At 44.0% G+C, this 19,613-nt stretch carries 14 protein-coding genes; 6 read left to right on the top strand and 8 right to left on the bottom strand.

From position 1 onward, the window contains the following. Positions 1-138: 138 nt before the first annotated feature. A complete protein-coding gene (locus tag DWY79_RS17750; protein WP_121961186.1) occupies positions 139-1,575 on the bottom strand; it encodes a Gfo/Idh/MocA family oxidoreductase in 1,437 nt (478 codons plus the stop codon). 207 nt (positions 1,576-1,782) lie between these two features. Between DWY79_RS17750 and DWY79_RS17755 the strand changes: the two genes are divergently transcribed. Further along, complete coding sequence (locus DWY79_RS17755) at positions 1,783-3,327, top strand: glycine--tRNA ligase (RefSeq protein WP_057326092.1); 1,545 nt, start codon at positions 1,783-1,785, stop codon at positions 3,325-3,327. 4 nt (positions 3,328-3,331) lie between these two features. Next, on the top strand, positions 3,332-3,856 hold the full coding sequence (locus tag DWY79_RS17760; RefSeq protein WP_008773016.1) for an FKBP-type peptidyl-prolyl cis-trans isomerase: 525 nt from the start codon (positions 3,332-3,334) through the stop codon (positions 3,854-3,856). 340 nt (positions 3,857-4,196) lie between these two features. On the opposite strand, the gene DWY79_RS17765 is transcribed toward DWY79_RS17760, so the two are convergent. Further along, entirely contained in the window at positions 4,197-4,991 is a 795-nt protein-coding gene (locus DWY79_RS17765) for a LytTR family DNA-binding domain-containing protein (RefSeq protein ID WP_087344704.1), read from the bottom strand. Positions 4,992-4,998: 7 nt separating this feature from the next. After that, positions 4,999-5,766 carry a LiaI-LiaF-like domain-containing protein gene (locus tag DWY79_RS17770; RefSeq protein WP_034531861.1) on the bottom strand — a complete coding sequence of 256 codons (768 nt, stop codon included), beginning with the start codon at positions 5,764-5,766 and terminating at the stop codon, positions 4,999-5,001. Between the two features lie 239 nt (positions 5,767-6,005). On the opposite strand from DWY79_RS17770, the gene DWY79_RS17775 reads away from it, so the two are divergent. Then, complete coding sequence (locus DWY79_RS17775; protein ID WP_122369951.1) at positions 6,006-9,143, top strand: ATP-binding protein; 3,138 nt, start codon at positions 6,006-6,008, stop codon at positions 9,141-9,143. Between the two features lie 205 nt (positions 9,144-9,348). Here DWY79_RS17775 and DWY79_RS17780 read toward each other — a convergent pair whose 3' ends face one another. The 5 genes from DWY79_RS17780 to DWY79_RS17800 form a co-directional block, all read right to left on the bottom strand. Beyond that, a complete protein-coding gene (locus tag DWY79_RS17780; RefSeq protein WP_036616340.1) occupies positions 9,349-10,581 on the bottom strand; it encodes a glycosyltransferase in 1,233 nt (410 codons plus the stop codon). Between the two features lie 33 nt (positions 10,582-10,614). Next, a complete protein-coding gene (locus DWY79_RS17785) occupies positions 10,615-11,826 on the bottom strand; it encodes a radical SAM protein (RefSeq protein WP_057326096.1) in 1,212 nt (403 codons plus the stop codon). A 422-nt stretch (positions 11,827-12,248) separates the two neighbouring features. Further along, positions 12,249-13,004 (bottom strand): succinate dehydrogenase/fumarate reductase iron-sulfur subunit, encoded by a 756-nt coding sequence (locus DWY79_RS17790; RefSeq protein ID WP_005859980.1) that lies wholly within the window; start codon positions 13,002-13,004, stop codon positions 12,249-12,251. 30 nt (positions 13,005-13,034) lie between these two features. After that, positions 13,035-14,978: a fumarate reductase/succinate dehydrogenase flavoprotein subunit gene (locus DWY79_RS17795; protein ID WP_005859978.1), complete on the bottom strand. Its 1,944-nt coding sequence runs from the start codon at positions 14,976-14,978 to the stop codon at positions 13,035-13,037. A gap of 48 nt (positions 14,979-15,026) precedes the next feature. Continuing rightward, positions 15,027-15,719: a succinate dehydrogenase cytochrome b subunit gene (locus DWY79_RS17800; RefSeq protein WP_005859976.1), complete on the bottom strand. Its 693-nt coding sequence runs from the start codon at positions 15,717-15,719 to the stop codon at positions 15,027-15,029. Positions 15,720-15,904: 185 nt separating this feature from the next. Here DWY79_RS17800 and DWY79_RS17805 point away from each other — a divergent pair, with 185 nt between their 5' ends. The 3 genes from DWY79_RS17805 (at position 15,905) to DWY79_RS17815 (ending at position 19,555) form a co-directional block, all read left to right on the top strand. Continuing rightward, positions 15,905-17,320 (top strand): tetratricopeptide repeat protein, encoded by a 1,416-nt coding sequence (locus tag DWY79_RS17805; protein ID WP_122369967.1) that lies wholly within the window; start codon positions 15,905-15,907, stop codon positions 17,318-17,320. 109 nt (positions 17,321-17,429) lie between these two features. Next, the gene (locus tag DWY79_RS17810) at positions 17,430-18,653 is read left to right on the top strand and encodes a 6-bladed beta-propeller (protein WP_122369969.1); all 1,224 of its coding nucleotides are present in this window, start codon (positions 17,430-17,432) and stop codon (positions 18,651-18,653) included. Positions 18,654-19,063: 410 nt separating this feature from the next. Then, the gene (locus tag DWY79_RS17815; protein WP_122369953.1) at positions 19,064-19,555 is read left to right on the top strand and encodes an energy transducer TonB; all 492 of its coding nucleotides are present in this window, start codon (positions 19,064-19,066) and stop codon (positions 19,553-19,555) included. The last annotated feature ends 58 nt before the right edge of the window (positions 19,556-19,613 follow it).

Consider the following 19,613-nt stretch of genomic DNA (forward strand, 5'->3'; position numbering starts at 1 on the left):
CCACCATGAACTAAATATCCTAAGGCCAGATGATTGCAGGGATAGTTGTAGATGTTGTAGCAAATAGGCTTATAAACTATATGAGAGAATTGAAAGTTAAAGCGATGAGCGAATAACTTTCAATTCTCCATGTTTCAATTAAATGGTATAATATTGTTCCCATCCTTTGCGAGGCGGTACTCCACATAGCATCTTATTCGCTTCCGGATCGTTCGTGATCTGTTTCGTGTCACGATCGAAGACGAGCTTGCGGTTCAAGCGCTGGCTTAATACACCGAGACAGAATACTTGACTTAATGGGCCGGCGATAGAGAACGGTGAGCGGGTTTTATCCTTACCCATACAACTTAGCAGGAAGTTCGCGAAATGGTTTGAAGGGCTTTTCGGCACTTCCGGTAAGCGGGATTCCATCTCTTTCGCTTTCTCATCCGGGATGATAGATAAGGTACTTCCATGAGAACCACCCTTGAAGGTTAATTCTTTCGAGTAGATTTCCTTGCCCGGGTTCAACTTCGCCGGTTGTATCTTGCCGCCGGCTACGGTCGGGATATTCGGGTCAAGTTCGGAAACACCGTAACCTTCCGGGACGGAGGGGATATTGTCCAGTCCATCGTACCAAGTGATATCCACGGCCGGCATATTCCCTCTTTCCGGGAATTTAAACAGAAGGGTGGATGACATCGGGAAGAAGAACGGGTTATGGTCTTTCAAATAAAGCGGATTTATTTCTGTAGGCAATCCTAAATCTAGGAATTCATGTGCCGTATCCAAAATATGCGCTCCCCAGTCTCCTAAGACACCCATTCCGAAGTCGTACCAACAACGCCATTGTCCCAAATGGTAGTCATGGTTGTAATCATGATATTGAGCTACGCCGATCCATGTGTCCCAATCCATCGTCTCGGGAACCGGTTCTCCCATAGGCATATGCCTAATATTCGGGTTCCATCCGTGCCAGCGACGCGGATTATTCATATGGGCGGTAATGGCGGTAACATCCTTGATAATACCGGCCTCTTTCCATGCCTTGAATTGGAAATAGTTCGCCTCGGAATGTCCTTGGTTACCCATTTGGGTGACAACGCCGTATTTCTTCGCTCCACGCATCATGATCTCTATTTCTTGGAACGTGCGGGCCATCGGTTTCTCTACATATACATGTTTGCCGTGCGCCATCGCCTCGATCGTGATCGGGAAGTGGGAATGATCCGGCACGCCTACGCTTACGGCATCGATCTTGTCCGCCATCCGGTCGAACATCGTGCGGAAGTCTTGAAAACGGGCCGCTTTCGGGAACATGTTGATAATCTCTTGCGTGTGAGGGGCTCCCATGTCCACGTCGCAGAGAGCTACCACGTTACACAGACCTGTGTTATACAATTCCTTGGCGATCTCGCCCCCTCGTTGTCCGATGCCGATGAACGCGATGTTTACCCGGTCATTAGCGCTGATTAGCGGGGAAGTAGGTAGAACACGTCCGTGGGCGGGTGTCCAGAACGACGGGATGGCCGATACTGCCGATAAGGCTAGCGCTCGCTTAAGGAACGAGCGGCGTGAGATTTCTTCTGATTTCATGGTATTATCTTGTTTAAATTATACTGTTTGCGCAAACACTAATGATTTACGTCGTAAATATACAAAACTTTCTATAGTTACGGAAAAAATCATTTACTTTGTAACCTCATAAAGGAGACCATGTGCTAATGTGCCACTCAGGCGGGTCTCCGATGGACTTATCATTGGCACATTGGCATATTAACAAAATTGGCAAATTATTAGATTATGGCACAAGAAGATGTATTTAAGAAATTAGTTTCACACTGTAAGGAGTATGGTTTCGTATTTCCCTCCTCAGAGATTTATGACGGTTTGGGAGCGGTATACGATTATGGCCAGTATGGTGTTGAGTTAAAGAACAATATAAAGAAATATTGGTGGGATAGCATGACTTTGCTGCATGAGAATGTGGTGGGTATTGATTCCGCTATTTTTATGCACCCTACTATCTGGAAAGCTTCCGGCCATGTTGACGCTTTTAATGATCCGTTGATCGATAACAAGGACTCGAAGAAACGTTACCGTGCGGACGTTTTGATCGAAGACCATTTGGGCAAGATCGAGGAGAAAATGAATAAGGAAGTGGCGAAAGCCGCAAAGAAATTCGGTGACGCTTTCGATGAGGCTAAATTCCGTGAGACGAATCCTCGTGTATTGGAGCATCAAGCGAAATGGAATGAGATCCATGAGCGTTATAGCAAGGCGATGAACGAGTCTAACTTCGAGGATCTTCGCCAATTGATCTTGGATTGCGAGATCGTTTGCCCGATTTCCGGAACTCGTAACTGGACGGAGGTTCGCCAGTTTAACTTGATGTTCTCTACGGATATGGGTTCTACCGCTGATGGAGCGATGAAGGTTTATCTTCGTCCGGAGACGGCCCAAGGTATTTTCGTGAACTTCTTGAATGTGCAGAAGACTGGCCGTATGAAGATCCCGTTCGGTATCGCCCAGATCGGTAAGGCGTTCCGTAATGAGATCGTGGCTCGTCAGTTTATCTTCCGTATGCGTGAGTTCGAGCAAATGGAGATGCAATTCTTCGTTCGTCCGGGTGAGGAGATCGAGTGGTTTAAGAAATGGAAGTCTACTCGTTTGAAATGGCATCAAGCCCTAGGTTTGGGCGATGAGAAGTATCGCTATCACGATCATGAGAAATTGGCTCACTACGCTAATGCGGCTACGGATATCGAGTTCGAGATGCCGTTCGGATTTAAGGAAGTGGAGGGTATACATAGCCGTACGAACTTCGACTTGAGTCAGCATGAGAAGTTTTCCGGTAAAAAGATCCAATATTTCGATCCGGAGTTGAACCAGAGTTACACTCCGTATGTAATCGAGACCTCGATCGGTGTAGACCGTGTGTTCTTGAGCATCATGGCGGGTTCTTACTGCGAGGAGACGTTGGCGAATGGCGAGAGCCGTGTGGTATTGAAGTTGCCCGCAGCCTTGGCTCCGATCAAGTTGGCCGTATTGCCATTGGTGAAGAAAGATGGCCTGCCCGAGAAAGCTGAGGAGATTATAAATATGTTGCGTTTCGACTTCCGTTGCCAATACGACGAGAAGGATTCTATTGGTAAGCGTTATCGCCGTCAAGATGCGATCGGTACCCCGTATTGTATTACGGTAGACCATGACACCTTGAAGGATAATTGCGTAACGATCCGTTTCCGTGACACGATGGAGCAAGAGCGCGTAAGCATCGATAAGCTTCACGATATTATCACGGAGAAGGTGAGCATGAAGAATTTATTGAAAAAGGTAATAGAGTAAACGAATGAAGAAGTACTGGCATATCGCGTTGATGTTGTTTTGCGTGCTCATGATCACCTCTTGTGGGGATGATGATGAGGCACTAGAGGTGGATGAGGTTTGGAAGGTCCAGAATGAGGAGGCTTTTCAAGCCCAGATGCTGGTTCCGGGTTTCGAGCAATTGAGTTCTCAAAGTAATGCCGGATTTATCCTTTACAAGGTCTTGAAGACTGGGGAGAGTAAGGAGCCGATTTATTATACGAGCAAGGTGGAATGTTATTATAAAGGCTCTTTTATAAATGGTGAAGTTTTTGATGATCGTTCTTTCGAGGCTGGAGAGCCTGCGGTGATGGAAGTGTACAAGATGACTGATGGCTTTGCCACGGCTTTACAGAATATGCATCCCGGTGATAAATGGGAGATTTGGGTTCCCTCGCAACTTGGATATGGAGAAGCGGGATATAAGAATCCTAATACCGGGGCTGTTGTTGTAAAACCTTGCACTACGATGATTTTTGAGATGGAAGTCGTAGGTATTGTTGAGGAATAGAAATCCTATCTTATGGTATAATTACGGCCGCCTCTTTTTAGGGGTGGCCGTTTTTTTATAGTTATATGTAAATCTAGGGAAGCAAATCCCCTATAAACAATTAAAGCCTGTCTCACGACAAGCCCTAACCAAACTTTGTTAACCTTAAATCTAATACTATTATGAAAAAACCACGATGCAAAGATACGTTCGTCAAGACCATTTGTCAAGTCTTTTGCAACTAATATATGTTAAGTAACATATCGATGCTTGCCAAAAAGTGTTACACAACACAAAACTCTATATATTACAATCAAAATCTTCTAATTTTAACGATGATTAGGTCCCTTTTATAGGACTGCTAAAGGGAAAGACGTTCTTTGAGTAGCTTATAGCCAGCGCTACTGGCACGAAGATAGGTTCCATCCTTTAATCGTACTTGATAGGTTTCTTTTCCGAATAGTTCTACTCGCAATATCTGTTCCGTATTAACGATATAAGAGCGATGTATACGAACGAACTCCGGAGAAGGAAGGCTTCGCTCGAAATACTTCATGGTTTGCTCCTTTACGTGCTGACCGGAAGTGGTGAATAAGGTCACATAGTCGCCACATGCTTGCAAATAGAATATCTCTTTTATCGGGATGATATGAATACGTGTCCCGTCTTTTACGGATATACGATCTAGAATCTCCTCCGGAACGGTAGCCGGGGGAGGTGCCGTCTTTTCCTCCATTTGTCTCACGATAAGCTCCGCCTCACTCTTTCTTTCCCGGCTGGCATACCATTGGGATAGAATGATCCATGCCATTAGGCCGAACAGGAATCGAAAAGGAATCGTGATCGAGAATTCCTCCCAATCTTCCAATCCGAATATTTGTAGCAAGATCGAGCATCCGGCTATGCAAGCGATTTGTACGAGTACGGCGAAAGCCACTCGTGCTTGCATGATATGTAACGTACATTGTACATACCAAAGATAATATCCCGCTACGGCGAACAATGCGATGGAAAGTAAGCTATCGACCAAAGTGATGCTCAACGGAAGATCGCCATAAAGAGTTAATAATGCGCATTGGATCGCTATGGCTAAAAATAATAATAGGCTTCCCAGCCCTTTATGTAATATGGATGTTGTAATAGGATGTTCTTGCATGATGAGTTTAGTCTCTTAGTTCAAGGCCGCTGAACGACAAGTCTCCACATATATACAACGTGTGCGTCATGTCGGTTGTTTCTGTCAGGTCCCTCATGTCTTGGCATCCAGCCAAGAAGGAATCAACCTTTAGACGAACCAGCCATCCTTTAGGGACATATATTACTACGCCGCTGAAGGAGCTATCTATGTTTATGATGGTTTCATCAGCCTCTAATGTTGTTTTTTTAAGATCGAGGATCACGTTGCCGAAAGATACGTCTATGTCCGCCCCCTTGAATACGGGGTCCAGTACGATGTGCCTTACCGAGTTGAAAGTGGTGTCAACCGATACGAAACCGTTATCTGTCTCGTAGTTGATCTCATCGTTAGGCTTTCTGTGCCCGAAAGGGGGATGGTTAAAGGGACGTTTATGCTTTTTCGTGCGGATAGAATCTTTCCGCTTCAGCATGATGACCAATCCTAACAGGATTAATCCTAACGGCCAATATACACGTAAAAAATCGTTCGTGATCCAATTTAACTGCGGGAAAAGGAAATAGACTCCCACGCCTACGAGGAGCATACCTCCTACCGGATTACGGTGGAAAATCGTAAAGATGCCCGACACGACAAGCAGCATCGGCCAAGATACAAGCAAGTCAAATAAGGATGGATCTATCATTCCTAGATTCCGCAGTAAAAATAATATACCGACAATGATAAATAAGGTAGCGATCAGATACCCGTTTGTCCTCTTCTCTTTAAAATCGATGTCATAATCTTTCATATCCATAAGTTCCATTTTTTTGTTTTTTATCAAATGTACGGGTTCGTCATTCTATACACAAGTAAATACCGCTGATTTCTATACGAGTATCGGTAAATAACCGAATAAACCCGATTAAAAAAGCCTTTAGTTTGTAAGAAACGTGAATTTGACACCAAAACTTGATAAAAAAATGAGTTTGATAAGATTAGTTGATAATTAAGGAATATCTTTGTCTTTACAACTGCAATAGAGGAATGTAGGGAATGATACGAAATATTATAAATTTAAAGGCAATAATACTTTATTTTGGATTGATTTTATGCTTGATAGCCGGTATGCCGACTCCGGCTTATGGGAGTTCTTCATATCCGGTCAAGGAGGAATCGTATGTATTGGTGATAAATTCATATGTGGATGGCGAACGTTGGTCTGGTAATTTATTAAACATGATCTCGAAGTTCGCTACCCCGGAGGAGTACACCCTCCGGATAGATCATATGAGCGTGATGTTGGTTGATACGCCAGAGAAATTAAAAGAGAAGCAAGAGGCCTTCTTTGAAGTTAATAAGAAGAAGCCGGATGGAATTATCTACTTAGGCGTAAATGGATGGGCTTTTATGCGGGATAAGATCCGGGAGAAATGGGGGGATATTCCCACTCTGGTCTGTTCGGAAACGGGTGAAATGGCAGAAGATGAATGCTATTTTAATCAGAGGCATTCCTCTGATAGGGTGATTCCTTTACAAGAGGCGGTTAAGGGGTATAACGCTACGGGATTGGTTATCCCTTATTATGTTAAAGGTTCGATCGACTTGGTTAAGGAATTAATCCCGGGTTTGAGACGTCTGATTTTCATATCCGACAGACGTTATGTTTCCACATGGCTTCGGGATGAGATGGAGAAACATATGGAAACTTCTTTCCCTGAGGGGAAAGTGGATTTTTATACGGAGGGTTCTTGCTCCATGGATAGTTTATTGGCGGTTCTGTCGGAGAAAGATCCGCATCGAGCGACAGCCGTGATGTATTATTCGTGGATTACCGAGAAGCCTTTCTTGAATCACTCGTTATTATATAGTACTTTATATCAAGGTATAAACGGTATTTCTAGGCATCCTGTTTTTTCTTTATATGATATGGGCGTGGAAGAAGGATATACGATTGGTGGATATTATAATAGCGCTAAAACGATTGAGACTGCTCTAATTCCCTTGCTACAGCAAGTTTATAACGGTGAAGATATGGGCAAGATCCCGGTTTCAACGGTGGATGATCCTCATAAATACTTGAATTATGTTTCGCTGATGAGCGCGATGTCTAATGAAGATAATTTCCCACATGATGCGATCTATTTGAATGCGCCTCCCTCTTTTTTAGAAAAATATTGGATGCCGCTGTTAGGCTTTCTGATTTTCTTTCTGGTAGTCGTGTTTTTAGCGTGGCATTACGTGTATCGTTCTAAGCAAAAGATGAAGGAAGTGGAGTTGAGGCTATTATCCCGTTACCGTGATTTATTTAATAATATGCCATTGCCTTATATACGGCAGCGGCTGATTCGGGAAGGTACGCAAATCGATGTGCAGGTTTTGGATGTAAACCATGCTTTCGAGGAAAAAATCGCTCCTAAAGATTTCGTGGTAAATAAGCATGGAAAAGAGATCGCTAATTTAATTGGGGGAAGTTATCCTTTGCTTCTATCGGCTGTGCCTACAGTTCTGGAGAGTGGGAAATCCTTTACTTGTGAGTATTATTTTGAGCCGACAGGGCTTTACTATACGATTATCATCATGCCTACCTCGGAAGAGAATGTGGTTGATGCGTTTTTTATTGATATTACGGATATCCATAAATTCCAGACGCATTTGAAAGCCATGAATCATAAGCTGGCTATGGCGTTAGAGGCGGCAGATCTTTTACCGTGGCGATATAATCTGGCTGAAGGGAAGATTATCTATGAGTCGAAAGTACATCCGGGAGATAATATAGAGACTGCAGAGGTGCATACCCATGAGGTTTCGTTGAAGGAATATTTCAGCAAGATACACCCGTCTTTCAGGGCTTGCGTGGAAAAGGCTTTCGATGATTTGTGTAATGGGAAAATAAAGAAAGTACGAAAAGAATATTGTCTGGAGCGGTTGATTCCGGGAGAAGATCGCCATGAGTGGGAGGAGATACAGGTAATGGCTGAATATGATGCTTCCGGTAAACCGAAAGCGTTGATCGGGTCTACGATATCTATTACCGAGCGTAAGCAATTGGAACATGACCTTCGAATGGCTAGGGATAAGGCGGAGGAGTCGAATAAATTGAAATCAGCGTTTTTAGCTAATATGAGCCATGAGATACGTACACCGTTGAATGCGATCGTAGGTTTCTCTAATATCCTCGCCTCGACCGATAACCTTGAGGATAAGAAGGAATTCGCTGATATTATCGAGAATAATAATTCCCTATTGTTGCAGTTGATAAACGATATCTTGGATTTGTCAAAGATTGAGGCGGGTACCTTGGAGTTTACTTATGACTATGTGGATATTAACGCTGTATTGAGGGATTTGGAGCAATCGGCTCATTTGAAGAATAAGAATCCGGATGTACAGATCTCATTTAAGGATTATCTGGAGCCTTGCGTGATTTATACGGATCGAAATCGTCTGTCCCAACTGATGATCAATCTGTTGAACAATGCCATGAAATTTACGCAGGCAGGATTGATCTCATTTGGCTATAAACTGCGGGATGATAATACGTTGTGGTTCTATGTAGAGGATACGGGCTGCGGAATCCCGGAGAATAAACGGAAAGATATTTTCGGACGTTTTGTGAAACTGAATACTTTCGCTCAAGGAACAGGATTGGGTTTAAGCATCTGTGAGATGATTGTTACCCAGATGAAAGGAACGATAGGGGTTGATTCCGTGGAAGGGAAAGGCTCTAGGTTCTGGTTTACATTGCCTTTTCAGCCGAAGAAAGAATTATTGCCTAATGAAGAGCAGAAGCCTGTTACTTTGGAGAAGATCGCCCGAAGTGAGGTTACGATCTTGATCGCTGAGGATAATTCCAGTAATTATCGCCTGTTTGAGTCTATATTGAAACCTGAATATAAATTGATTCATGCATGGAATGGAAAGGAGGCTGTAGAGCTATTTCATCAGCACAAACCGCAATTGATCTTGATGGATATAAAGATGCCGGTCATGGATGGATATGAGGCTACCGCAGAGATTCGTAAGGTTTCTTCCAACGTACCTATAATTGCGGTGACGGCTTACGCTTTCGCCCAAGATGAGCAGCGGATTATTAAAAGTGGATTTGATGCCTATACGGCGAAACCGATTAATGGGAAGGTCTTAAAGGACAAGATATCGACTTTATTGACGCATCGGATTATTCTGATGTAATCGAAGGGCTTTGCGGGAAGCAGACCTCATAAAACAATTAAAGCCTGTCTCACGACAAGCCCTAACCAAACTTTGTTAACCTTAAATCTAATACTATTATGAAAAAACCACGATGCAAATATACGGAGTTACCGCTATTTGTCAATAGATTAAGTGCTAAATTGTGTTTTGTAACATGTAATAAAATCTAATAGGAACTTATGCCTCATTGAAATCTTTCGATAGAGTCGCATATATTCTTTATACCTCCCTCTTTTTGGATCATCTCGCCTATATGAGCGGCATTTTTCTTATAAAGCGGATTGGTGACCAGATCACAAACCTTGCGTTCGATCTCCTGCTCGCTCGCTTTCGCTATCTTAACCCCTTCCGGCCCTAACCCTAATTGGTGGATTCGATAGGACCAATAGGGTTGATCGATAATCAACGGAGTGATTAATTGGGGCTTTCCCGCCCTTCCTACGCTATGGGTCGTGCCGCAACCTCCATGATGGATAACGCCGTCGCAGTGCGGGAATATCAAATTATGCGGAACCGGCTGCTTCATTAAGAATAAATGTTTATCCGCTTGTAAGGTGATTCCTGTCTTTGCCCAACCGGAACCGATGATGAGCCGATAATCATGTTTCTTGCAAATATCGACCAAGGCTTTGCTGAAACGGTTACCATCCTTGGAACTACAACTCCCGAGGGTAAAAAAGATAATAGGGCTTTGAGCGCTGTCGACGAATGATATCATTTCCTCGTAAGCCTTCTCATCATATTGAAAAGTGTCATTGAAGCAATAGCCTCCGATCGACCATTCGAACGTCCAGTCCGGATCTACGTTTCCTAGGTGCTGGCTGAAAAGCAAGTAATTATATGAACGCTCTCCCGCGTGATAGCCAAAATTGCGGATCGGAGCGAGTCCGTATTTAGCCCGGTTCTTATTGATCGTGTCTTTGACCATGAAATTGGTCATCCGGTTCATCAACTTCCATAGGATAGCGGGAGTGATGATCGGGTTGGGTTTGGGAAATGGCAATACGGCCGGGGGAATCTTCTTACCCGGCAAGAACGGGGCGTAGGCGGTACGTATCAAGGGTTTCTTGCAATACTCGGCGATACTTGCGACAGCAAATTCCGAGTTGGTCGATACTAAAATATCATGCTCTTTTAGTAGGGGAATCAATTGATCGAACTGTTTATCGATCACGTTCCGCATCCATTTAAGGAATGGCCGGAATTTATGTGAGTTTTGCGCTGCGCTATCGATCATGCCGCCGATATCGTCAAACTGTTGCAATACGTATTTAAATCCGTAGGGTTTAACGGTCTCCTCGAATATTTGAGGGAGATTGATGGTCACCTCATGACCGCGTCTTTCCAATTCGGCCGCTATGGCCAAATAAGGAAGGACGTCGCCTTGTGAGCCTCTGGTTACTAATAGTATTTTCATGCTACGTTTATTTATGGGCTATGAGGGTCTTGTTTACCGGATATTCAGTTGACGCAAACGCTCGATGTCCAGATGGTATTTGGCTTCCATCGTTTGTAGTTTCTGCTCATTGATGGCTAAGGGATGATTCAATCGTTTCGTTTCCCGGTATCCTTTATATACGGAGCGAATCATCTTACGTGGATTGAAAATGACGGATGAGGTGATCCAGCAGCCGTGCGTACACCAACAGTTGGCTTTATACCCATGTCCGATAGCGGCTATTTCCAGTTTCATCGCTTCGCTATTCATCACTTTACTTATATCGCAACCATACTCTTTTATATTTCCGAGCGGTTCCCGTAACTCGCAGGCACGAAAACGTCCGTCGTAGTCGATTACCAAGGTAGTCTCTCCGGCCGTACAATCCATCCCCCAAGGGGTCGGGTGATCTATGTTGCTGGCACGCACATTATATAAGGTACGTATAAGGCCGAGATAGAAGAAGCGTGTGATCGGTCTCCTTAAGCCGGTGGTATCCGCTACCATCCGATCCGCATAAGCTGAATAGATAGGGGATATGTCATCTTGTATTTTGCGTAGCGTTGACTCGGTTAGGATTTTCACGCCATCGTCACGGGTCATGCCTCTGGCGGCCTCAATCGTATGTGTGGAGGTACGGAAACGTCCGTATACCCAAGTCATGAAGTCTTCTACCTGGTCTATATTGTATTTCGTGATAACGGTTGCTATATTTTTCAGGACCTTGCCGTCGTCTCCGAAATTCTCCTGTATCTTACGCAGGGTTTCCAGTGCCTTATAGAAGTTTCCCTGTACGCCTCTCTGTGTATCGTGGGTCGTACCGAAACCATCCAAGGAAAGGCTTACGTTAATATTACAATCCGGGCAGTTCTGGCGGAACCGTTTTACCCATTCGACGATCCGGTCTGGTTTTAAGCCGTTCGTAGGGATGTTCACATCTTTGATATGGTTGTTTTTGTAGAATAACTCCAATATTTCCGGTAGATCCTCACGCAGGGTAGGCTCACCTCCGGATATCCATAATCGGTTGAATTGCCCGGCGGTTTCTGATATCTTCTTGATTTCATCGAAAGTGAGGTCGGGTTGCTTCTTATCCATTTCTTGGGCATAGAAACACATCGCGCATTTGGCGTTGCATCGGCCTGTTACGAAAAGGAAGATCGACTCGAGTTTTCTTTCCGTGCTCATTGCCCTGAAAGAACTGGTGGTTCGTTTTTTGTCCATTTTATTTTTGTTTTACCATTTGTCTTATCTGGCGCATGATTTTTTCCTTGTGTTTGATCAACACCCGGAGAAAATAACATAAGAAGCCAAATAAAATACTTATTAGCATATACGATATGATCTTTAAAGGCAAAGATCGACGATAAAATGACGCTAAACAATCTCTATTTGCAGTATTTTGTGGTCCATGTTTAAAAGGTAGGTCTATAAACAATTAAAGCCTGTCTCACGACAAGCCCTAACCAAACTTTGTTAACCTTAAATCTAATACTATTATGAAAAAACCACGATACAAATATACGGACTTTTCAATTCCTGTCAAGATCTGTAGTGCTAAATTATGTTTTTCAACATATAACAAAAATAAAAAGGCGCCTTTCTTTTAGAGAAAGACGCCTTTTCCATGATATACTAATCAAATATTAGTCTTGTAATTTAGCGCAAATGAACTCACGGTTCAAACGAGCGATGTTGCTAACGGAGATATTCTTCGGACATTCCATCTCGCAAGCACGTGTGTTCGTACAGTTACCGAAGCCAAGTTCATCCATTTTAGCGACCATTGCTTTCGCACGACGAGCAGCCTCGACTTTACCTTGAGGTAACAAAGCCAACTGGCTAACCTTAGCGGATACGAACAACATAGCTGAACCGTTCTTACAAGCGGCGGCACAAGCGCCACAACCGATACAAGCGGCAGCGTCCATGGCTAAGTCTGCGTCCTTCTTTGGGATAGGTATCGCATTAGCGTCGGGTACACCACCTGTGTTGACAGATGTGAAACCACCCGCTTGGATGATTTTGTCGTAAGCGTAGCGGTCTACCATCAAGTCGCGGATAACAGGGAAACCTGCGGAACGCCACGGTTCGATCGTGATCGTCTCTCCATCGTGGAAACGACGCATATATAACTGGCAAGTCGTAGCTCCAGTTGCCGGTCCGTGCGGGTGTCCGTTTACATACAATGAACACATGCCACAGATACCCTCGCGGCAGTCGTGATCGAATACGATCGGTTCCTTACCCTCGTTGACCAACTGCTCGTTCAAGATATCCAACATTTCCAAGAAAGAGACACTCTGATTGATCTTCTCAATTTTGTATGTCTCGAACTGTCCTTTCTCCTTCGGACCTCTCTGACGCCAAACCTTAAGTGTTACACTTATATCTTTATCCATGATTCTAATTTTTTCTGAGATTGATGATTATTACTTCTTGTAGTTACGTGTTTGAGGAACAACGAACTCATAGTTCAAATCCTCTTTCAACATGACAGGATCTTTGTCCTCGCCTTGGTACTCCCAGCAAGATACGTACATGAACTTATCGTCATGACGCAAGGCCTCACCTTCTTCTGTCTGGTGCTCCGTACGGAAGTGACCACCACAAGACTCAGCGCGGTCCAAAGCATCGTGTGCCATCAATGTACCGATCTCGATAAAGTCGGCTACACGTAATGCTTTCTCTAACTCGGTATTCAAGTTGTCTGCGTTGCCTGGGATGAATACGTTGCTCCAGAACTCTTTCTTCAAGTCTTTCAGCATCTGGATAGCTTCTTGCAAACCTTTTGCGTCGCGTGCCATACCGATATGTTCCCACATGATATGACCTAGTTTGCGGTGGATAGTGTCTACGGTTTCTTTACCCTTGACGTTCATCAATTTTTGGATACGATCCTTGATGGCCTTTTCTGCCTCGACGAACTCCGGCAGATCCGTGCTGAAGCGAGGAACTTGGATTTGGTCGGACAAATAGTTCTGGATCGTGTATGGTAATACGAAATAACCATCGGCCAATCCCTGCATCAAAGCGGAAGCACCTAAACGGTTCGCTCCGTGATCGGAGAAGTTTGCCTCACCGATAGCGAACAGACCCGGAATGGAGGTCATCAACTCATAGTCAACCCACAATCCACCCATTGAGTAGTGCAATGCCGGGTAGATCATCATCGGAGTCTCGTATGGATTATCGTTCGTGATCTCTTCGTACATATCGAACAAGTTACCGTATTTCTGCTTAACGACCTCTTTACCCAAGCGATTGATCGCGTCGGAGAAATCCAAGAATACGGCCAAGCCCGTGCTGTTCACGCCGAAACCTGCGTCGCAACGCTCTTTAGCGGCACGAGAAGCCACGTCGCGAGGAACCAAGTTTCCGAATGCCGGATAACGACGCTCCAAATAATAATCACGGTCTGCCTCGGGAATATCTTTACCTTTCTTCGTTCCGGCCTGTAGAGCTTTAGCGTCTTCCAGTTTCTTCGGAACCCAGATACGGCCGTCGTTACGCAAGGATTCGGACATCAAAGTCAATTTAGATTGGAAGTCACCTTTCACCGGTACGCAAGTCGGGTGGATCTGAACCATACAAGGATTAGCGAAGTAAGCGCCTTTCTTGTAGCATTGCCATGCGGCGGAACCGTTAGATGCCATAGCGTTGGTTGACAAGAAGAACGTATTAACGTAACCACCCGTAGCTACAACTACAGCGTGAGCGGCGTAACGCTCGATCTTACCTGTAATCAAGTTGCGGGCGATGATACCACGAGCACGACCGTCTACCTTAACTACATCCAACATCTCATGACGAGTGTACATCTTAACCTTACCCAAACCGATCTGACGGCTCAACGCTGAATAAGCGCCTAACAAAAGCTGCTGACCCGTCTGGCCACGGGCGTAGAACGTACGCGATACCTGAGCGCCACCGAATGAACGGTTATCCAACAAACCACCATATTCGCGAGCGAAAGGAACGCCTTGAGCCACGCACTGGTCGATGATTGAGTTAGAAACCTCAGCCAAACGATAAACGTTAGCCTCACGAGCACGGTAGTCACCACCTTTGATCGTATCGTAGAACAAACGGTAAACAGAGTCACCATCATTCTGGTAGTTCTTAGCGGCGTTGATACCACCTTGAGCGGCGATAGAGTGCGCACGGCGGGGAGAATCTTGGATACAGAAGTTCAATACGTTGAATCCCATCTCTGCCAAAGATGCGGCAGCGGAAGCTCCAGCCAAACCTGTACCGACTACGATAACATCCAAACGACGCTTGTTAGCGGGGTTCACCAATTTCTGGTGATTTTTATAATTAGTCCACTTCTCAGCCAACGGGCCTTGAGGTATTTTAGAATTTATTTCAGACATAATGATTTAATTTCAAAAGTTCTTAATTATAAAACCTGTAGCTTGCAATTAAGCACCTACTCCGTTTAGGAAGAAGATGATAGTAATGATTGCGAAAAGTCCGCAAATAACCGTAGCTACGATCTTAGAGATACATTCCCAACGGTTCATCCAGATCGTGTTATTCCAACCGATTGTTTGGATAGCGCTCCAGAAACCGTGAGTCAAGTGGAACCACAAAGCCACGTACCAGATCAAATAAAGAACGGTGATCACGGCATTACCTTGGAAGTAATAGTTGATAAAAGCGGCTCCGTCTTGTGGAGATACCATAGCTGACCCCAATGCAACTTCGTGATGACCGATCAATTCGGCGAACATCATCTTATACCAGAACTGGCTGAAGTGCAACAGCATGAACAGGATAACGATCAAACCCAAAACGAACATGTTCTGAGATGCCCATTCCACGCCTTTCGGACGAGCGTTGATAGCGTAACGGTCGTTACCACGTGCCTTACGGTTTTGCAAGGTAAGAATGATAGCGTACACGAAGTGGATCACAACGCCTGCGGCCAATACGAGAGTAGCTGCCACAGCGTACCAATTAGAGCCCAACAGCGAACAAACCATGTTATAAGCCTCTCCGGAGAAAACGGCCGCCACGTTCATCGACAGGTGGAACAATAAGAACAGAACAAGAAAGAGGCCTGATATACTCATTATCAGCTTCTTCCCGATAGAAGAATTAAGTAACCACATAAGATAATAATTTAAGTTATTTAATTGTATTTAGAAATTTCTACTTAAACTATGTAATTATCACGCAAAGGTATGCTAAATCCATATATCGCGCAAACGATTAAAGAAATATTTCTGCATTAATGGGAGAGGTCAGGGCATGTGCCCCGACACATGAAATAATGCGGAAGGAAAAGGCTTTCCTTATGAATAATTTATATACATTTGCCTATATGCGTAAGGATTTGAATGGGGCACGGCATTTTTCTATAGGGATCAAGTTTACGATCTTATTGTTTACGATCGCGATCTTGGTTCTTGTGCTTTTTTCGTATAGGAGCGACAAGCATGGCAACCTGTTCTGGCAGGTAGAGAAATTGATTCCGCATCATCCGGACAGCGCTTTGGTGTTATTAGAGAAAGTGACGGATATCAATGGATTATCGCTTCGAGAGAAAGCCCGTTATTGTCTGTTATGGACCGAATCACGGGATGAGGCGGGATTGAGGCATACATCGGATTCCATAATCTCTATCGCTACGGATTATTATAGGACGACACGAGGCTGTTACTGGCCTCCCAAAGCGTGGTTTTACCGGGGGAAAGTCTATGAGGATATGGATCAACCGTCCCTAGCTTTGGAATGCTATTTACGTGCGTTGGAATATGAGGGAGGGAATTGGGATTACGAATTTTGGGGACGGTTATATAACCAGATAGGAAGGCTGTACGCCGAGCAGGAATTATATGGCAAGGCCATGTCTTTTTTGAGAAAAGCGAGTGCCCAATATCAGCTCTTGAATGATACGGCCGGACAAGGCCGGATACTGGAGGAAGTCAAGAAATACGAGGCGTTACGGGATTCTATCGGATCGCTGTCAGCGAGAGAATCGATTTATCAGATCACTTCCCGGTATGATGTAAGGCCGGTTCGTGAGGACTTATATAGGAAAGAATTGATGTTATCGCAAAGGGGACAGGAGCGTTATCTGTACGCGTTTATTATCGGCATAATCCTATTTATTTGCTTCCTCCTTTATCGGCGATGGAGAAATACGCAGGAAAACGCTCTTCGAAGGGAAGAAGCCTTGCGACGTTCGATTGCTAGCCAGCAACAACGTATGCGAGAAGAAAAAGAAGAGAATGAACGGCAAATCACCCTTTTGGAAAAAAGAATTACGAAAATAAAGGAAGAAAAGGATCAAGAGTTGATGTTGGTTTCCTTACAATTGGAAAAACAACGGCTGGAGATTTGTAACGAGTCGATTCATAATAAGGAGAGTAAGCATTTATTATCTGTCGCGATCTTGCGGAAATCGGAGGTCTATGAGAAGTTCCACGATCGGGATGCCGGCAAGATTGTCTCTGAGGATTGGGAGCTTTTGGAGGTGCTGTTGAATAAGGCTTATGATGACTTTACCTTACGGCTGAAAAAACTATATCCTGCTATTTCCGATACGGAGTTGAAGGTCTGTATGCTTACGAAGATCGGCGTTCCCGCCAACCAGATCACACGGGTATTGAAATATAATAGTTCGGTACTTCGTCCTCGTCTGTTCCGGAAGATTTTTAAGAAAGAAGGTTCTACGGAGGCATTTGTGGAGTTTATCTCAAGTTTTTGATTATTATGTATTTATAGCGGTCTTGGCAGGTTTGTTCTCATTTTTGTTCTCATTTATCATGTGATTTGTGAGATATGCGGGATATTTTTGGAGGCAAAAAAGCATGGTTATGAAAAGTGTAAAGTTAGCCTCTATCTTGTTTTATTTAAATAGTGTTTTTGTCGTTTCTTGTTTCGTGTCATGCGGTTCTTCGCCAACGGAAGCGTCCTCTCTTTTAACTGCGGATATAAGAGGGGGGATGGATAAACCGGGGCTATTGGGATTAGGCGATGAGATCAAGGGGGTTACTTTTGTCCCTTTAGAGGTGACCACGGATGATGCCTCGTTGATAGACGGAGTTTATGATTATGCCGTGACAGATCGATATATCTATGTGCTTCCCGTAAAAGAGCCCCGTATCGTCCTGTTCGATCGGCAAGGGCGTTTTATCCGGACGTTGGTAAAAGAAGGGCAGGGGCCGGGTGAATTTAGCGGTATTCTGCCATGTATCCAAGTGGACGAACGTAATGACCGCTTTTTTTTATTTAGTAATAATCGAGTTTGGGAATATACGTTGGAAGGTGAATTTATCGGACAATCCACCCATGAGTATTCTGTAATCTATATGCGTCATATCGGAAAGGATCGTTTCGCCGCCATATCATTCCCTTTTCAGCCTTTCAACGGAGGAGGATTCGGATTAGGCCTATTTTCGAGGAAAGGGGATACGATAGCGATCAAGAATGATTTTTATTCCTTTTTATTACCTCATGAGAAGAGCGGGTTCACGACAAGTATCGCCCCCGCTTATTCTGATGCGCAAAACTCCGTGTTGTTTAAGACCGGTAGTAATGATACGGTCTTCTGTATCTCGGCGGATCGAATAAGTGCGGCTTGTGTCCTTGATCTGAAAAACTCGGATGCGGAAGTGATTCGTTCGTTGGATGTTACGGACATGAGTAATTTGCGAATTGAAAAAAAGGACCCCAAGGATATCTTTGTGCAAGATATGATTGAGTTTCCGGAACATTATTATTTCCGCTTATTGTATAACCAAGGCTATTATATAGCCTCTGTAGATAAAAAGACGGGAAAGACACTTGTGGAAAAATGTGAGATGCCGGGTTCTATCTATGAACTGGCGGATGCGAACCTTCAACATGGCATGCAGGGTACGAGAAGTTATCGGAATTTCCCGGTCTGGGGGAGGGTCATAAAAGATGAGCTGGTACAAGTAGTGACCCCGTATGAGCTAAACTTATATAAATCGCTTCGCTCGATCACGATTCCGCAGGAGTTGAACTTAAAAGGAGAGGAGGGCAATCCGGTTTTTGTGTTTTATTCGCTTATCTGACTTCGATATGTATCGCTCGGTTGTACTTCTTGTAATAATCTAGCGATAGAAGCTATAGTATTCATGGTTACTATCTATAGAAAATCTGATTTACTATTGATAGTAATCTGATTTATTATAGATAGTAATTGGATCGGTAATAGGCGTGTATGTATAACTGCGTAGATATCAGCCATATACTAATATTTACGTGCAAAGTGGGCATATTGTGTATTTTAACTGTTCGGTAAATAATCGTGTTCTTTTATCTTTTCTATGCCTTTGATGGCTATTAGTGTTAATTAACGTATTGTTTATATTTATATTACGAGTATTTCGTATATTTGCGAAACCAACGTAATATCCGGATATGCTTAGAGGTTGGTAAGTATGTGTAATAACGGTATAAATAACATTAAAACGGATTGAAAATGAAAAAGGCGATTATGAACATAATGATCATCCTGTTCGCTTTGGCGATGTGCGTAGGATGCGGACAGTCTTCGGAACAAAAAGAAGAAAGTGTTCCGACAGATGTAACAAAGGCAGAAAAACAAGAGCAAGTACAGGTGGAAGCGGAGGACGAAGATACGCTGGAAAATGGAGAGCAGGTATTTAGGGTAGTAGAGGTGATGCCGAAGTTTCCCGGCGGTGATGCGGAGCTTTTGAAATTTATAGCCAAGAATGTAAAGTATCCACAAGAGAGCCAAGACAAAGGAGAGCAAGGGCGTGTGATTTGTTCGTTTGTGGTAACGAAAGATGGAACGCTTACGAATTACAAGGTCCTTAGAGGAATCTCCCCGGCATTAGACCAAGAGGCGGTTCGAGTTTTGCAAATGATGCCTCGTTGGACACCGGGCACGCAAAGAGGCGAGCCGGTAGCCGTGAAATATACGGTGCCGATCACGTTTAAGTTGCAATAATTCACGATTGCAGGTCTTGTGATTCTTATTTAATGTTAATTAACGTGCCTTCCGCATG

The organism is Parabacteroides sp. AF27-14 (genome assembly GCF_003635425.1).
Lineage (GTDB): Bacteria > Bacteroidota > Bacteroidia > Bacteroidales > Tannerellaceae > Parabacteroides > Parabacteroides distasonis.